The organism is Algoriphagus boseongensis, assembly GCF_004362805.1.
Lineage (GTDB): Bacteria > Bacteroidota > Bacteroidia > Cytophagales > Cyclobacteriaceae > Algoriphagus > Algoriphagus boseongensis.
The window spans coordinates 1111787-1129508 of the sequence record NZ_SNYF01000005.1 but is presented as its reverse complement, the minus strand read 5'-3'; the positions used below and the strand labels follow the sequence as shown (position 1 = coordinate 1129508).

Sequence of the window (17722 nt, the reverse complement as noted above, 5' to 3'; positions counted from 1 at the left end):
TGTGCATTTCATTTTTCTTGAGCCTCCACGGAATGGCTCAAAGCACGATTGGTAGAGATTTTATTGTCGGGTTTATGGAGAATAACCAAAAACCAACTCAGCCCGACAAAGCTGTAATTGTAATTACGGCAAATGAGGATGCCTCAGGAACTTTCAGTTTCCAGGGACAGGTGGAGACTTTTTCCCTTACCAAAGGTCAAATTTTTAAAAAAGAATTTCTTTCGACCACCAACGATATCATTCATAGAAATTCTGATGCAATAGAAAACAAATCTGTTTTCATCAATTCCTCCGGTGATCTAGCTGTCTATGCTTACAATACTCGCCAAAACAGTACCGATGCCACGGTTATTTTACCAGTTTCAAATCTCGGTAAGGAATATTTCGTAACGGCCCATTTTAGTCCAATAATTGCCGGTCCTGATAATTCATCATCCACTGCATTAATTATCGCCAATGAAAATGGAACTGAAGTGGAAATTACGCCTGCAGTTACTACCGAGAGTGGGAAAGCCGCCAAAGCCCCTTACACGATTACATTAAATGCAGGTGAATCTTATCAAATCAAGGCGTTAGGAGATCTTACTGGCACACGTGTTCGTGTGGTTAATTCCACTCCTGGAGATTGTAAAAAATTGGCTGTATTTGGGGGAAATAAAATGACAACTGTAGCCGATTGTGGAAAAACAGGTGATCATATGTTTAATCAGTCCTTTCCTGTCGAATACTGGGGTAAATCTTATATCCATATTCCTCTGAAAAACCGTACCTCTGGGGAAATAGTGAAAGTCCTTGCTGGTACAGATAACACTTCGGTTTTAGTAAATGGGGTGAATAGAGGGACAATAAACCAAGGAGAATTTTTAACCTTGGATTTTGCTGTGAATGAAGTAGCAACAATTGAAACTTCGAACCCTTCAGCAGTATCTTTGCTTTCAAAGAGCCAGGATTGTAACACCTCTCCAGGATTAATTGGTGATCCATTTTTATTGACCTACCAAAGCAATGAGCAAAGAATTCAGAATATTGAATTTTACTCTGTAGATGAATCTGGGTTTCTTTTTAACAATGCTAATATCATTGCTCCGACAAGTTCTCTAAGTCAGATTCGTTTGAATGGAGGTTCCATTACCTCTCAGTTTAAGCCAGTACCGGGAAACCCTTCTTTTTCTTATGCACAAGTAAATTTAAATGACGGCTACAATTCTTTTACAAGTGAGGAAGGAGCAATAATTTATGTTTATGGTGCAGGACAAAGGTCATCCTATGGATATTCGGCAGGATTTTCGGTTCCCTCGACTGAGCTAGTAATTCAAGATGATCAAGGTGAAGAAATTGGCAGCAACTCAGTCTTTTGCCTTGGAGAGGAAAATGTTTGGGAGATCAGTTCTTCCCTTTCCCAGTTTGAAAACTTCACCTGGGATTTTGGAGACGGATCTACGCCCAAGTCAGGAAAAACTGTCACTCATGCCTTTGACAAAGCTGGGAATTTTACTGTGAAAATTACAGCCAGTACAGGAACTGGTAATTGTGCCGTTCAGGAGACTAAGGAGTTTGAAGTAGAAGTAGAAGAAATTGTAGCGGAGGTAGTAGGTCCATTGAGCGCTTGCCCAGGAGCTGAAGTGACTTATTTTTTGAAAAATGAAGAAGTCCCTGTTCCTGGAAATTGGCTAGAAATTTCAGGTGGACAAATTTTGGATCAAAAAGATGATCAAATTACAATAAGATGGCTGGAAGGCTTCGAAATAGGTAAAATTATTGTAGCTCCAAAATCCTCCTCAGGATGTTTGGGTGAGGAAATTACCCTTGAGATTGAGATTGGAAAAGGGGAATCGCTTCCAAAACCTATAGGGCAATCAACCCTATGTGGCCCCATACTAGAATCTTATTTCTACGAAGCTCAGATTGAAAAAAACTCTCAAATATCTTGGACGGTAGTTGGAGGAGAAATAATATCAGGTGATGGTTCCTCCAAGGTGGAAGTTCTTTGGAAAATCGATTCTCAAAATTGGGAAATTTCCTTCCAGGCAAACAATGTAGAAGGGGATTGTGGCTTATCCTCTCAAGTATTAAAACTCGAAAGATCGGAGCCAATAGTTATAAAGCCTTTTGAAATTTTAACACCATTGTGTCCAGGGGAAGATAGCGGTTCTGCAGAGGTTAAAATCGAAGGAGGTTCTGGTAATTACGAAATTCAATGGAGTCATGATCCTCAGGCTAAAACTTCAAAAGTTGATGGTTTAGCAGCTGGGAAATATACAGTTACTGTTAAGGATAAAGATGGATGTGGTAGCGCTCAATTGGAAGTGGAGGTAAAGAATCCTCCAGGTATGAGATTGTTGTCAGAAATAGAAACCAAACCAGAGACCTGTGAAGGTACAAATTCCGGTAGTTTCAGAGTTAAAGTAGGAGGTGGAGTTCCACCCTATACTATAGAAGGATTAGAATCCTCTTGGGATGGTCAATTTTTGAATGTCTCTGGACTTTCCAAAGGTCCTTTTAATCTATTTGTACTTGATTCAAAGGGTTGTTCACTTTCAATCCAGGGCCAAATAGGTGCTATAACTCCAATGACTTTGACATTTGTAGAGGAAAACCAAGGTTGTTCAGGTGGAAATACTGGATCATTAGCAGTTGAAGTTTTAGGCGGTGTACCTCCATACAAATACGAATGGAGTTTTGATGGAGGAGTTGCGATAGCTTCAACTAGTACATCAACATCTACGAGATCAGTTAGCTCAGGAAAGAGAATAAGTTCAATGCCTTCCGGAGGCTATTATGTCCAGATTACAGATGCAAATGGTTGCACTGTCAGAGGATTAGGGATGATTTCTGATGCGAAGCCTATTGTAAGAATGCCAACTGGTTTTATGCCAAAAGATGGTTCCTATGAACCGGTTTCCAATTGCTCAGTTTTGTTTGACATGAAGGTCTTTGATCGATGGGGGAATTTGATTTACTCCGGAACAGAAGGCTGGGATGGTGAGTTAAAAGGACAAGAGGCCCCGATTGGAACTTATTCTTACAGACTGGTTTATTATTATCCGATGAATGGTGAAGAGCTATTTGAGGAAATCCAAGGAGTTTTCACCTTGATCAAGTAAATTGGAGGAGAGTGATGGGGAAAGGGAAAAATGCTTGCCAGGATCAGATTTAAATTCTTTTTTATTTTTTTTCTGGGTTTACTAACCTCCACGTCTTCTTTTGCCCAACTCAATACCCTCGGAAAAGAATTTCTAATCTCATTCCTTGAAAATGGAAGGCCTCTGGACACCGTAAATACGGCAACCGAAAAGGTACTTCTCCTCATAACAGCGGCTGATAAAACCTCAGGGACCATAGAAACTCCCAAGCAAACCCTGTCTTTTTCTTTGGAAAAAGGACAACAGTTTTCTGCGGAATTTGATGCTATTCGGGAAGGTTTGCTTCACCCAGTTTCTGGGATAGTAGACCAAAGAGCAGTCAAGATTATTTCCACAGCTGACATTGCAGTTCACACCATCAATGGACGGGCTTATTCTTCTGACGGGACAGTGGTTCTTCCCATTCGCTCGCTTGGGTTCGATTATATGGTTTTTACCCATCATGAAAGAAGCTATGTAGCTGGTTCTACTCTGAATCATACCATTCTGGAAAGTTCCATGGTTATAGCTGCTGTAGAGGATAATACGGAAATTGAAATCACCCCTTCCATTTTTACCGAAAGTAGCAATCCTCAGAATATACCTTTCAAAATCAAGCTGAATGCGGGTCAGACTTATCAGTTGAAAGCTGATGGGGATCTAACCGGAACCACTGTGAAGGTCTTAAATGACGGAGGAACAAACTGCAAGAAAATAGCCTTGTTTTCTGGAAATCGAATGACCAGTTCTGCCAGATGCGGGACTACTGGAGATCATCTTTTTCAGCATACTTATCCAACATCCACATGGGGTAAATCTTATATCCACATACCACTCAAGGACAGGACATCAGGGGAATTCGTAAAGGTTTTAGCCAAGGAAAATGGCACGGAAGTATTTGTGAATGGGGTTTCCAAAGGAAGATTGGATGCCGGAAAACAACTTCGATTGGAGTTTGGGAAAAATGAAGTGGCCTATATTACTACTAGTAAACCTAGCGCTGTGGCGGTGCTTTCGAAAAGTGGGTTTTGCAATGAATTTTTTGCGGCCTCGCTGGGTGATCCTACTTTTTTCCAATACTCACCTAATGAGCAATTGATTACTAATGCCCCATTTTCTACCGGAAAACTCTATGGAAGATTTAATCTAACTGTCGATCATTTTGTCAACTTGATTGTGCCCAAAAAATCTGAATTCAAAACACTTTTGAATGGACAATCCATTGGGAATCAATTTAAGCCCGTGCCGGGGACTGATTTTTCCTATGCCCAGTTTAAGGTTCCCGAAGGAGCTAATTGGGTGAGTAATCCTGATGGATTAATTGGCTATGTCTATGGATCAGGTCAAATAGAATCGTATGGATATTCCATTGGTACGGGTTTGGAGAATATACAGTACGAGGCAGATTCCAAGTATTCATTTGAGGTAATTGGAGAGAAAGTAGCTTGTTTGGGCGAGGAAGGTATTTGGGAAATTAATCCTGAAAACCCAATTTTCACCCAGTTTACCTGGTCATTTGGGGATCAAACTTCCACCAAAGATGGGAAGTCTGTGAAGCACACCTTTGCAAAACCAGGAAAATATTTGGTCAGCGTATTTGCGACTTCCGGAAGTGGGAAATGTGATGAAGAAGAGACTTTCAGATTTGAGGTGGAGGTCAAAGAATCAACAGGCAAATTGGAAGGCCCCGTGTCGGTTTGTCCTTTTGGAGATGAAATAGTTTATACCTTGAAAGATACCTCGAATGTTTCAAAGGTTAATTGGGAAGTCAAGGGTGGAGATATTTTAGAAGAAAGTTTGCTGAGCGTCAAAGTTCTTTGGAAGTCTCCTAATCCAGATGGCTTGGTTTTGGTCCAAACTTTTACCGATGAAGGTTGCCCCGGGAAACCTATAGAATTGAAAGTGGAGGTGACGGATGAAATCAATCCCGCCTTGCCGATAGGCCCTAGCGGACTCTGTGGAGGAGAAACAATTCTTGCCTATTCAGCACCTTATCCCAATGCAGATCATAAATATTTGTGGGAGATAAGTGGAGGAAAGATTATTTCAGGCCAAAATTCCCCAGAGATCAAAGTTGAATGGGATTTACAGGCCAGTGAAAAATGGATTTCCTATGAGGAGACCAGTAAAAAGAATTCTCAGTGTTTTGGAGTTTCAGAAAAATTGGAGGTCAAGCTTTATCCAGAATTTAAAATTGAGAAGTTTAATTCTCTACCTCCAGCTTGTCCAGGAGAATCCAATGGTGAAATTGAAATTTTTCCAACAGGAGGTTCTGGCACTTATGTTTTTACCTGGTCCCATGATTCCAAATTGAAATCAGCAAAGGCAAAAGGTCTTTCTTCCGGAAAATATGAAGTGAAAGTAGAGGATAAGACCGGCTGTGCTGTTGAGACTTTGCTTTTTGAATTGGAAGAGCCTTTACCGCTTAAAATCAATGGAGCAATAGAAACTAATCCAACCAATTGTGATGGAGGAGAGGATGGAGAAGCTATTTTGAAAATTACCGGTGGAAATCCTCCCTACATGATTTTAGGAAAAGAATCGAGTTGGGATGGAAATCGGTTGAGTGTTTTTGGGCTGGCTGCAGGAAAACAAAACCTATTGCTTCAGGATGAAAGAGGATGTACCCTGGAGGTTCCTGTGGAAATTTCCAGTCCTGAACCTATCCAAGTTCTGGCAAAAGTAGAAAACCCAGGATGTGAGGGGAGTTTAGACGGAGTTTTGGAATTGGAAATCAGCGGTGGAACAGGACCCTACCAAGTAATTTGGGATGATGGCAGAACTGGGTCAAGAATTGAAGAATTGCCATTTGGGGAATATTCCTACACTGTTCAGGATGCGAATGGTTGTGTTCTAAGGGGTAGTGCCCGCGTAAATCAGGCTCTCCCAGAGGTGAGAATGCCCACAGGTTTTAATCCCAAAGAAGGGGCATATGGACCAGTTTCCAATTGTAGTGTGTCTTTTGAAATGTGGATTTGGGACCGCTGGGGTAATTTGGTTTTTAAAGGAAGCGATGGATGGAATGGAAAAATTAAAGATACAGAGGCTCCGATCTCGACCTATTCCTATCTGATTCAATACACCTATCAATTGGAAGGATCAAGAAAAACCTCCGAGAAAAGCGGGACTTTCACCCTGATCCGATGAAGTTTTCATTTGAAAAAGAAAGATTTCAAATAGCTTTGTCCAAAATCCTTTTTTAAACCAATGAGAAAAATTTTAATAACAGGAGGGGCCGGATTTATAGGTTCCCATACTGCAGTTGAATTGTGGAATTCCGGTCTTGAGCCCATTATTTTGGATGATTTATCCAATTCATCAGCCGGAGTAATCGATAGTTTGGAAGAAATCACCGGAAAAAGATTCGCTTTTTATCAGGGGGATTGTAATGACAGAAGCCTTCTTGAAAAGATCTCTGGTGAACATGAGATTACAGGGGTTATCCATTTTGCAGCATTCAAAGCAGTAGGAGAGAGCACTGCTTTTCCTTTGAAATACTATAAGAATAATGTGGGTTCTTTGCTGGTCTTATTGGACTGGATGAAAGAAAAAAATATAAAGGACTTGGTTTTTTCTTCCTCTTGCACAGTTTATGGTCAGCCTGAGGTTTTGCCAGTGACTGAAGCTACGCCAAGACAGGAAGCAGAAAGTCCTTATGGAAATACTAAGAAAATCTGTGAGGATATCTTGGTTGATTTTGTGAAAAGTAAGCCTGGAATCCGGGTGATTTCGCTCCGATATTTTAATCCAGTCGGTGCTCATCCCTCATCCAAAATCGGAGAATTACCTCTAGGTACCCCAAATAATCTGGTTCCTTTTATCACCCAAACCGCAGCAGGAATCCGGAAAAAATTGACTGTATTCGGGGATGATTATCCTACTCCGGACGGCAGTTGTATCCGAGACTACATCCACGTGGTAGACCTTGCGGATGCGCATCTGAGAGCCATCAGCTATCTTAAAAATCAAGCAATGGATTTTTACGACGTTTTCAACGTGGGAACTGGTCGGGGCAATTCGGTACTTGAAGTGATTCAAGCATTTGAAAAAGTAAGCGGGGAAAAGCTCAACTTTGAAATAGGACCCCGGAGACCCGGAGATGTCATCCAAGTCTGGGCTGATACCACAAAAATCAACCAAGTCCTCGGATGGTATCCAAAGTTTTCTCTGGAAGATTCTATGCGAGATAGCTGGAACTGGCAGAAAACGCTTTAAAAGAAAAAAGCCATTTATGTAGAAATAAATGGCTTTTTCATTTTAGTATCCCGCTGCTTGACCGTCTTTTCGGGATTCTGAAGCTCCGATATAGACTTTGTTTATTCGGTCAAAATAGATGGCTTGGTATCCTCCATAAGGGCCTACGCTGAATTCGACCCGATGTCCCATTTCCTCTAATTTTCTGATCACCTCATAAGAGAAACCACTCTCCAAATTCAAGGTGCCTCCATTAGTCATTTTCGATCCGGTCGGTTCGGAGGAACCGTTGTGTCTCATTCTAGGCGCATCTCCTGCTTCCTGGAAATTCATCCCGAAGTCAATATGGTTAATGACAATCTGGGTATGACCTTGTGGCTGGACTGATCCACCCATGAGGCCAAAGCTTAAATAAGGTTCACCATCTTTCGTGATAAAAGCAGGGATAATTGTATGAAAAGGTCTTTTTCCTTTCGCCAAGGAATTCCAATGGTTGGGGTCCTGGACATTAAATTGCTGTCCACGGTTTTGTAGAACAAAGCCAAGTCCATCAGGTACCATTCCTGATCCGAATTCATCGTAAATACTTTGGATAAAAGAGACCATGTTTCCATCCTTATCGGCTACCGTGAGATAGGTCGTGTTTCCCAATTCAAGATCTCCTGCTGGATATTCAGTAGCCGCCTTTTCCAGATCGATTAGCTTTCTGCGTTCTGCTGCATATTCTTTGGAGATTAGCTTTTCAACAGGGATTTGGTTGAAGGCAGGGTCGGCATAGAATTTAGCCCGATCTTCGAAAGCCAGTTTTTTAGCTTCTGTGAGTACGTGGAGATATTCCGCGCTTCCAAAGCCCATAGACTTAATATCATAACCTTCCAAAATATTGAGCATTTGAAGCACGGCAATGCCCTGACCATTTGGAGGTAATTCCCAAACATCGTAGCCTCTGTAATTTGTACTTACTGGTTCTACCCATTCGGAAGTATGCTTTTTTAAGTCCTCATAGCTCAAATACCCACCATTTTCCTTCATGAATCGGTCTATGGTTCTAGCAATTTCTCCTTCATAAAAAGCTGATCTACCTTCTTTTGCGATCATTTCATAGGTTCTGGCCAGATCAAGATTTTTAAATACATCCCCCTTTTTAGGGGTAGTTTTTCCATTAGGCATATAGGTTTTTCGAAAACCCGGAATGTCCTGCATGCTAGGCCACATGCCGTTCATTTGCCAAGCGATTACCTCTGAGACAGGAAAACCATTTCTACCATAATCAATCGAGGGTTGAAGTATTTCTTGCATAGAAAGTTTTCCAAATCGCTTATGCATTTCAAACCAACCGTCCACACATCCTGGAACAGAAACTGGAAGTGGACCAAGTAGAGGCACATAGTTTAGGCCCTTTTCTTTAAAGACTTCCATGGTCAAGCTTTCCGGAGCCCGTCCACTTCCGTTGAAACCATAAAGCTTTTTTGTTTTTGCATCCCAAATGATCGCAAATACATCTCCGCCAATTCCGCATGCATTGGGTTCAACTAGACCCAGCATTGCATTCGCAGCAATAGCGGCATCCATTGCTGATCCTCCTTTTTTCAAAATATCCAAAGCGACTTGAGTTGCTAAAGGCTGACTGGTCGCAGCCATCCCATTTTGAGCAAGGATTTCTGATCGGGTTGCAAAATTTCGCCCGGAAACCCGATCTTGGGAATAAGATAAAATTGGCATAAGTGCGCCGAAGGCCAAAGCAGTGATTATTTTTAATTTAATCATATTGAGTGGTTTATCTGGATTCTAAATTAGAAGAGGGTCTTGACATTAAGCTTACCTATAATGTAAAAAATGAAGGCTTAGACCTGAATTGGAATCAAATTATTCTTACCAAAAGCCTTTCTGCCACCTTCTCACTCAGGGTTTCGTGAGGGCGATTCTCATAGCTTACGACCACGCTTGAATCATAGGCTTCTCTGGAGAGAATTTTCAATTCCGTACCCAATGCTAATTTCCTACTGTTCAGAAACTCCAAAAACTCAGTCGAAGAATTCGTCAAAGCGGCCAATTGGACAAGCTGATCAGGTTTGCAGCTAGAAAGTGGGGTAAAATTAACCTGAGGAATTCTCCCCTGAATATCTGGAATAGGGGATCCATGAGGGTCAATGGTAGGGTAGCCCATCATTTCATCCATTTTCTGGAAGAATTTAGGAGCATGAATATGTTCCACTTGCTCGGCGATTTCATGAACTTCCTCCCAGCCGAAACCCATCTTTTTCACCAAAAACATTTCGGTAAGTCTGTGCTTTCGGATAATCAATGCGGCTTCCTTTTCTCCTTCGGGAGTTAAAATGAGTGGTTTATATTTTTCGTATTTCAACCAACCACTTTTCTGAAGACTTTTTACCATGCTATTCGCTGTTGGCAAACTTACCTGAAGGCTATGTGCTAATTCAGAAAGATTTACCTCTCCTTTTGAATTGGAGAGATTAAAAAGGGCTTTAAGGTAATTTTCTTCGGTAGTTGAAGCCATTCAAGGATTGGGTTTTGATCAAGTTCCAAATTAAGGAAAGTTTTAGTGAAAAAATAAATTTGTTAGAGTAGTCTAACTTATTACTTTTGCATATCTAATGCCATGCCTAAATGTCTAAAATCACTTTTCTATGGATTTGTCTATTCTTCTCTATTCAGAAGATTAATGCTCAATTCATCTTAAAAGGAAAGGTTTTGGCTGATTCAAAGCCAATAGAATTTGCGAATATTTTACTTAAAGGAACTTCAAAAGGTACCATCACGGATAGCTTGGGTTTTTTTCATTTGATTGATGTCCCAGCAGGAACCTATCAAATTCAGGTTTCAAGAATTGGCTATGTATCGGAGAGTGTTTCTCTGAGTATTCCTTTTGAAAAAGGAGAATTTTTGTCCATTGAATTAAAGGAAATGGATAATTCATTGGATGAGGTGGTGGTCAGTGGAACACTTCAGGAAGTATCCAAACTCGACAGCCCTGTGCCAGTAGAAGTCTATAAATCAGCTTTTTTCAAGGCTAATCCTACACCATCACTTTTTGAATCTCTTCAAAATGTAAATGGGGTTAGGCCTCAGGTCAATTGCAATGTCTGCAATACGGGTGATATCCATATTAATGGATTGGAGGGGCCATACACTATGGTTTTGATCGATGGGATGCCTATCGTAAGTGGCTTGGCTACGGTGTATGGTTTGACAGGTATTCCTCAGGCGCTTATCGATAGAATTGAAGTTGTCAAAGGACCCGCTTCAACTTTGTATGGTTCCGAAGCAGTTGGAGGCTTGATAAATATCATTACCAAAAAGCCTGAATTGGCTCCCTTGACTTCTCTTGATGTAATGGCAACGAATTGGGGAGAAGTGAATTTGGATTTGGGAATGAAATCCAAGATTGGAAAAAAGATTAATTCCTTGACCGGGCTCAGCACTTTTTGGTATTCCAATCCCATCGATAAAAATCTAGATGGCTTTACCGATGTCCCGCTTCAAAAAAGATTTTCCTTATTTCAGAAATTTCAGGTAGAAAGGAAAGGAGGGAAAGTCTTTTCTCTCGCCGGTCGGTATTTGTATGAAGATAGGTGGGGGGGAGAAATGACTTGGACTCCTGAATTTAGAGGAGGTGATCAGGTTTATGGGGAAAGTATTTACACCAGTCGCTGGGAATTATTTGGGCTATATGATTTCCCTGAGGTAAAGAATTTGGCATTTCAGTTTTCCCTAAATGGCCACCATCAAAATTCAGTTTATGGCAATACACCATACTTGGCAGATCAAAGAATTGGTTTTGGTCAGTTGACTTGGAGAAAAGAAGGTGAGCGGAATAATCTGCTTTTGGGAGCGGCTTATCGCTATACTTTTTACGATGATAATACTCCGGCTACTGGAGGAACTGGACCAGAGAATTCCCCTTCAAAAATCCATCTTCCTGGAGCCTTTGTTCAAAATGAGTTTAAATTTTCAACAAGAAGTTCTTTGCTGGCAGGGATGAGGTATGACTATAACAGTGTTCACGGCAATATTTTTTCTCCTAGAATCAATTTCAAAATTTCCTCATTTGACAAAACCTCTGTGCTCAGATTTTCTGTTGGAAATGGATTTCGGGTAGCCAATGTATTTACAGAGGACCATGCAGCTTTGACAGGGGCGCGGGAAGTTGTTTTCTCAGAGGAATTGGCGCCAGAGAAAAGTTGGAATGGAAATGTGAATTGGGTAAAGAAGTTTTTTACGGACCAAGGAAATTACTTTGGACTTGATGCCTCGGCTTTTTACACCAACTTCTCCAATCGGATTGTACCGGATTATGAGACCAATCCCAATCAAATTATCTATTCCAATTTGGATGGTGGAGCGGTCTCTAAAGGCTTGTCTTTGAATTTTGATGCAGTTCTTAATTCCGGCTTTAAGTTTATGGTCGGAGGGACCTTTATGGATGTAAGCTTGGAAGAAGATGGAGATAAGGTGAGACAGTTGCTTACAGAGCGTTTTAGCGGGGTTTGGACCATTGGATACACTTTTCCTAGCCAAAAACTTTCAATAGACTATACAGGCAATGTATACAGCCCGATGAGGTTGCCTTTGTTAGGTCCTTTAGATAATAGACCGGAATATTCCCCTTGGTGGAGTATTCAGAATATTCAGCTTACTCAAAAAATAGGGGAGAAGTGGGAAGTATATGGAGGGGTTAAAAACCTTTTAAACTTCACTCCACCTGCAAATAGTATAGCGAGAGCTTTTGATCCATTTGACAGTGGAGTGGATTTTGATGATGCCGGTCAAGTGATTCCAACGCCACAAAATCCAAATGCTTTAACTTTTGATCCCACTTACGTTTTTGCCCCTAATCAAGGGATCCGTGGATTCTTTGGATTGAGATTTACTTTGGATTAAATCAAAAAAAATCCCCGCCTTTTAAGCGGGGATGGGTTTTATTTTTCTTCTTCTTTCTCAGGTTTCGGAGCTGACATCTTTTTTACTTTGTCGCCTTCTTTGAGCTCCTTACTTACTATGAAATATGGACCGGAGATCACTTCTTCTCCTTCTTTCAGACCTTCAAGAATCTCAATGTTTTCATAATCTGAGATACCTGTTTTTACTTCTCTCAGCTTGGCTGTCCCGTTTTCACTTACAAATACCAATTCTTTGGACTTGGTAGTACCACCCGCAAGCGTATCTAATTTATCTTCCCTTGTGGTAACTGAAGAAAGAGGCACTGAAAGCGCATTGCTTTTTGAAGTAGTAAGAATTTCCACAGAAGCAGTCATCCCAGGTCTAAATGGATATTTGTTACCAGCTTTCACTAGATCCTCATAAGAGCTGTTTAGGATTCTGATTTTTACTTTGAATTCAGTTACCGCGTCTGCAGAAGCTTTGGTATTAGCAGTATTGGCAATGCTGGTTACAATTCCTTTGAATTTCTTTCCTGCGGTAGAATAAGCATCCACATCAATAATGGTGGTGTCGCCCAAGGAAAGTCTTACAATGTCATTTTCATTTACGTCTACGCGAACTTCCATTCTAGAAAGGTCAGCTATGGTCATCATTTCTGTACCTGCCATTTGCTGAGTTCCTACCACACGTTCACCTTTTTCTACCAATAGACTGGATACAATTCCAGAAACTGGAGAATTTACATTGGTTAATCTGAGGTTTTCTGAAGCTTCGTTCACGGATGCCTGAGAACTTTTTACAATAAATTCAGAAGCCACTACATTTTGTTTTGCCGCTTCCAAGTCTTTTTCCGCAGAGATGTAATTGGCTCTGGCAGTTTCAAAATCTGCTTCAGAAATCGCTTTTTCTTTAAAAAGCTTCTGCTGGCGATCGAAGTTTAACTTCACCTGAGTGTATTGTGCTTCAGATCTCTGCAAGGCCGCCTTGGCCTGAGCCAAGTTTGCCATTTGCTGATTCAAGTTGGCTCGGCTTCTTTCAAGTGCAGATACGAAGTTGTCAGGTCTGATTTTTACCAAAAGTTTTCCTTCAGCAACTGAATCTCCCTCAACCACGTTGAGTTCGATGATTTCACCGGCTACGTCTGGAGAAAGTTTCACTTCCACTTCAGGCTGGATTTCTCCAGATGCACTTACTTTTTCTACTATTGAAGTTCTTTTTACCGTAGCAAATTCTACCTCAGTTTCTTTTACTCCACCAATCCATCCGGCTGATCTGCCGATGACAGCGAAAATTATGATTACACCTACTGCGCCAAGTAGGTAATACAAAAGCTTATTCGATTTTTTGTTGGCCATGGTTTAGTTTAAATTAATGGGGTTACCGAGATAGAAATCAAGAACTTTTATTCTGAAAATATAGGTGTATTTCGCATTCAAAAGATCTGCTTGGGCATTGAACAGGTTGTTTTGAGCTACCTGGAAATCAACCGAGTTGATCGCTCCCAAATCGAATCTTTGCTTCGCAATTCTGAAAGTTTCTTCCAAACTTTTCACTCTAGTCAAAGAAGCTTCATAAGATTGCTCCGATGCCAAGGCTTGATTAAATGCAGTTTCAATATCCTGTCTAAGCTGATTTTTGGCTTGGGTATTATCTACTTCTGCCAAAATCTTTTGAGCTCTTGCTCGCTGAACGGAAGCGCGGTTATTGAAATTGGTGAAAATCGGAATGTTCAATTGCAAGTTGGCAGACTGTGAAAGGTTCCTTTCGATTTGATCTCCGAAAGGTGGGATCTCAGTTTGTCCAAATCCTGGTTGGTCTACATAGTTTGAAAACACGTTTGCACTCAATCCCAAAGTTGGCAAGAAAGCTCCTTTAGCGATTTTTACTCCGTACTCGGCACTTTCAAGATTTGCTTCGCTTACTTTAATTTCAGGCATTAGATCAATGGCAATTTCATAGATTCTTGAAGGATCATTGGTTTCCAAGTCAAAGGTGGTGACCTCAAATCCAGGCTCAATTACCTCGAATTCATCGCTAAATGGAATTTGCATCAATTGAGCTAGACTCAATTTCGCCAAGCGATAGCTGTTTTTAGCGTTGATTACTTCTAATTGGTTGGTTGCATTTTGAGATTGCAAGTCAAGCTGATCAGAAAGTGGGAGAGATCCAGCCTCAACCAATTTGGTTGTTCTTTGAAGTTGCTCAGTAGTCGATTTAAGCTGGTTTTCTGCGATTTTTACCTGCTCCCTATTGAAAACCACATTAATAAATTGATTGATCACATCTAGGGTAACCTGGTTGGTGGTAGCTTGAATGCTAAACTCTCCTGATTCCAAGTCCTTTCTTGCCTGAGCAACAGAATTGTTGACTCTCATTCCTCCGAAAACTGTTACACTCGAGTTTGCGAATAAGTTGATGTTTCCAATTCTGTTGTTTTCAAAGAGGTTGGTTACCGGGTTAATAGATCTACCCCATCTAAATCCAGAGCTAGCTCCGACATTGAAACTTGGGATTCGTTGCCCTTGGTTTTGAAGTAAGGTGGCCTCGTTGATTTGCTGATTGGCAATAGTTCTTTTTAAGGTAAGGTTGTTTTCCAAGGCAATCTCAACGCAAGTTTGAAGATCGTAGGGGCCCGGAGGGATTCCTTCTTGAGAGTTTGCAGTGTGCAAAACCCCAAAAATTGCCATGAAAAGAAAAAAAAGCTTCTTCATATTTAGTTGGTTATGGTCTTCTATTTGAAAATTAATTACAAATCAATGTCTGGAATATAAATCAGTTCTTTGATCCAGGGTAAGGATTGTAAATATTGGGTAGTAATCTTGTTAATTCCAGAGTCCATTTCAATTACATGGCAAGCTAAGTCATTTTTGCCTTTTCTTGAAACAGACATGGTAGCTATGTTTGCTTTTTCTTGAGCTATTACGCTTGAAATAAAGGCAATTGCTCCAGAAATATCCTGGGCCTTGATAATTAGGGTATGCATTTGGGCAGAAAAATTTGCCACAAACCCATCCACTTCGGCAATATTGATCACGCCTCCTCCAAGGCTTTCTCCTTCTACTTCAACAGTTCTTTCTCCCTTTTTGAGATTGAGTTTAATGGTATTTGGATGATGAACAGAGGAATTTCCAATGGATTTGAATTTGTATTTCAACCCTTTTTCTTTGGCAATTTCAAGCGCATTCTTGATTCTCTCGTCGTCGGTTTTGAAATCCATCAATCCCCCAAAAATAGCCCGATCGCTTCCGTGGCCTTCGTAAGTTCTGGCGAATGAATTGTAAAAAGTGATTTCTGCCTCATCAGGAATTCCGCCAAGCACTCTTATTGCTGCTCTGGCTATTCTTACCACTCCCGCAGTATGGGAGGAAGATGGCCCTATCATAATAGGTCCAATCATGTCAAAAACACTACTTTTATTAGCCATGGGTTTTAGTGTTCCAATTTTGGTGCTAGCTACTATTTTCCTACTCGAATATCTAAACTTTTCCTTGAAAAGGTCAAATTTAGAGTAGGAGTAAAGGTTTTTGTAAGAATTTTTAAGAAGGAATTGCAGAACAGAAAATGAAAGTGATCGGTTTCGGACATTTCTCTGAGCGAATTTGGGACATTTTTTTTCTTTCTTTGAAAAAGACCCTAGAGGTTATGAGGTAAGGGTAATAACCTTGAATTTTTCAGTCTTTGTCCGGTTGAGGAATGAAAGCTTTCTGTATTTGGGCTCATTTTTCAAATATTTTGACTTGGATCTTGCTTTTATGTGCACACGTTTGCACCAAACCGCTATATTTATTGACCTTAAATCCTAAAGTTTCAACTAACAATTTTATTTGTAATCAAATTAACCAACCCAACTCTTACCTATGCTTCTTGAACCCATTGACCTAATAGTCTTTTTTGGCTATTGTTTCCTGATTATCGGGATGGGTCTTTTTGTTTCGCGTGAAAAAAAAGGCCATGTTAAAAACTCATCAGATTACTTTCTTGCTTCCAAAGCCCTTCCCTGGTGGGCAGTAGGTGCATCCTTAATTGCTTCAAATATTTCTGCGGAGCAGTTTATCGGGATGTCCGGTTCGGGCTTTGCGCTGGGATTGGCTATTTCTACCTATGAATGGATGGCGGCAGCGACTTTGTTGGTCGTAGCCATTTTCTTCCTTCCTGTATATATCAAGAAGGGGATTTACACCATGCCGGGCTTCCTTTTGGATCGATATGATACCAGAGTCCGTACGACCATGGCGATTTTCTGGTTACTCCTTTATGTATTTGTCAACCTAACCTCTGTGCTTTATTTAGGCGCATTGACCCTAAATACTATTTTGGATGTTCCTCTTTTCACAGGGATAATTGGTCTAGCGGCATTTGCTATGATTTATTCCATTTATGGAGGTTTGAAAGCTGTTGCCTGGACGGATGTAGTCCAAGTTGTATTTCTGATTGCAGGTGGTTTGGCAACTACTTATATCTCCCTAGTTATGGTAGGTGACGGAAGCGCTTGGGAAGGTTTGGGATTGCTTCGCAAAGAAGTTCCGGGACATTTTTCCATGATTCTTTCTAAGGGAGAAATGATGATTTCTGATGGAAAAGGAGGTAGTCGTGATGCCTATTTAGATTTGCCTGGACTTTCAGTTTTGATAGGTGGGATGTGGATTACCAATTTGAGTTATTGGGGATTCAACCAATACATTACCCAAAGAGCTCTTGCTGCAAAGAGCTTGGATGAAGCCCAAAAAGGGATGATTTTCGCTGGCTTTTTGAAGCTTCTGATGCCATTGATCGTGGTAATTCCTGGAATCGCAGCATGGGTAATTGTTAAGAATGGTGGAGATACAAACTTCATCCAGTCCATGACAGATCCGGCTACTGATTTGGTTAAATCCGACCGGGCGTATCCAACCTTACTTCAATTGTTACCAACTGGATTAAAAGGTTTGGCTTTTGCTGCCTTGACTGCAGCAATTGTTTCCTCTCTTGCCTCAATGGCAAATAGTACATCCACGATTTTTACCATGGATATCTACACCAAGTATTTTGGTAAAAATGCCTCTGAATCTACTCAGGTGAAAGTGGGTAGAATTACTGCCTTGGTGGCTTTTGTGATTGCGGCTTTAGTTGCTCCAGCTCTAGGCCAATTGGATCAGGCATTCCAGTTTATTCAGGAGTATACCGGATTCATTTCTCCTGGGGTATTTGCGATTTTCTTCTTTGGTGTTTTCTGGAAAAAGACCACTTCCAATGCTGCTCTTGTGGGGGCTTCCTTGAGTATTCCTCTTTCAGTAGTTTTGAAAATCGTATTCCCGAATCTTCCATTCTTGGATAGAATGGGAGTGGTATTCCTAGTTCTTGCAGCTTTGATGATCATCATTTCCCTGATTGAAGGAAAAGGTAAAGACCATCCAAATAGCATAGAGGTAAATAAAGAGCTATTTAAAACCAGTATTCAATTTAAAATTGGTGCAATTCTAATTGCAGGTATTATTGCAGCCTTATATACGATTTTCTGGTAGAAC

General features: G+C 40.8%; 10 protein-coding genes. 5 read left to right on the top strand and 5 right to left on the bottom strand.

What is annotated here, in order from left to right:
• Positions 1–32: 32 nt before the first annotated feature.
• From DFQ04_RS04925 to galE, 3 genes are all read left to right on the top strand, one after another.
• Positions 33–3104 (top strand): PKD domain-containing protein, encoded by a 3072-nt coding sequence (locus DFQ04_RS04925; protein ID WP_166637253.1) that lies wholly within the window; start codon positions 33–35, stop codon positions 3102–3104.
• 267 nt (positions 3105–3371) lie between these two features.
• The gene (locus DFQ04_RS04920; RefSeq protein WP_166637252.1) at positions 3372–6269 is read left to right on the top strand and encodes a PKD domain-containing protein; all 2898 of its coding nucleotides are present in this window, start codon (positions 3372–3374) and stop codon (positions 6267–6269) included.
• A 60-nt stretch (positions 6270–6329) separates the two neighbouring features.
• Positions 6330–7337, top strand: a complete 1008-nt coding sequence (gene galE, locus DFQ04_RS04915; protein WP_133553256.1) for a UDP-glucose 4-epimerase GalE — start codon at positions 6330–6332, stop codon at positions 7335–7337.
• Between the two features lie 42 nt (positions 7338–7379).
• On the opposite strand, the gene ggt is transcribed toward galE, so the two are convergent.
• Together ggt and DFQ04_RS04905 are read right to left on the bottom strand one after the other, a co-directional pair.
• Positions 7380–9083, bottom strand: coding sequence for a gamma-glutamyltransferase (gene ggt / locus DFQ04_RS04910; protein WP_133553255.1), 1704 nt, complete (start codon positions 9081–9083; stop codon positions 7380–7382).
• A 94-nt stretch (positions 9084–9177) separates the two neighbouring features.
• On the bottom strand, positions 9178–9834 hold the full coding sequence (locus DFQ04_RS04905; protein WP_133553253.1) for a metal-dependent transcriptional regulator: 657 nt from the start codon (positions 9832–9834) through the stop codon (positions 9178–9180).
• Between the two features lie 110 nt (positions 9835–9944).
• On the opposite strand from DFQ04_RS04905, the gene DFQ04_RS04900 reads away from it, so the two are divergent.
• Complete coding sequence (locus tag DFQ04_RS04900; protein ID WP_166637251.1) at positions 9945–12218, top strand: TonB-dependent receptor; 2274 nt, start codon at positions 9945–9947, stop codon at positions 12216–12218.
• A gap of 38 nt (positions 12219–12256) precedes the next feature.
• Here DFQ04_RS04900 and DFQ04_RS04895 read toward each other — a convergent pair whose 3' ends face one another.
• From DFQ04_RS04895 to sdaAB, 3 genes are read right to left on the bottom strand one after another with little or no spacing between them, the layout of a single operon-like run.
• On the bottom strand, positions 12257–13573 hold the full coding sequence (locus DFQ04_RS04895; protein ID WP_133553251.1) for an efflux RND transporter periplasmic adaptor subunit: 1317 nt from the start codon (positions 13571–13573) through the stop codon (positions 12257–12259).
• A 3-nt stretch (positions 13574–13576) separates the two neighbouring features.
• Positions 13577–14929, bottom strand: coding sequence for a TolC family protein (locus DFQ04_RS04890; RefSeq protein WP_133553249.1), 1353 nt, complete (start codon positions 14927–14929; stop codon positions 13577–13579).
• A 35-nt stretch (positions 14930–14964) separates the two neighbouring features.
• Entirely contained in the window at positions 14965–15642 is a 678-nt protein-coding gene (gene sdaAB, locus DFQ04_RS04885; protein ID WP_133553247.1) for an L-serine ammonia-lyase, iron-sulfur-dependent subunit beta, read from the bottom strand.
• Between the two features lie 433 nt (positions 15643–16075).
• On the opposite strand from sdaAB, the gene DFQ04_RS04880 reads away from it, so the two are divergent.
• Positions 16076–17719, top strand: coding sequence for a sodium/sugar symporter (locus DFQ04_RS04880; RefSeq protein ID WP_133553245.1), 1644 nt, complete (start codon positions 16076–16078; stop codon positions 17717–17719).
• Positions 17720–17722: the final 3 nt, after the last annotated feature.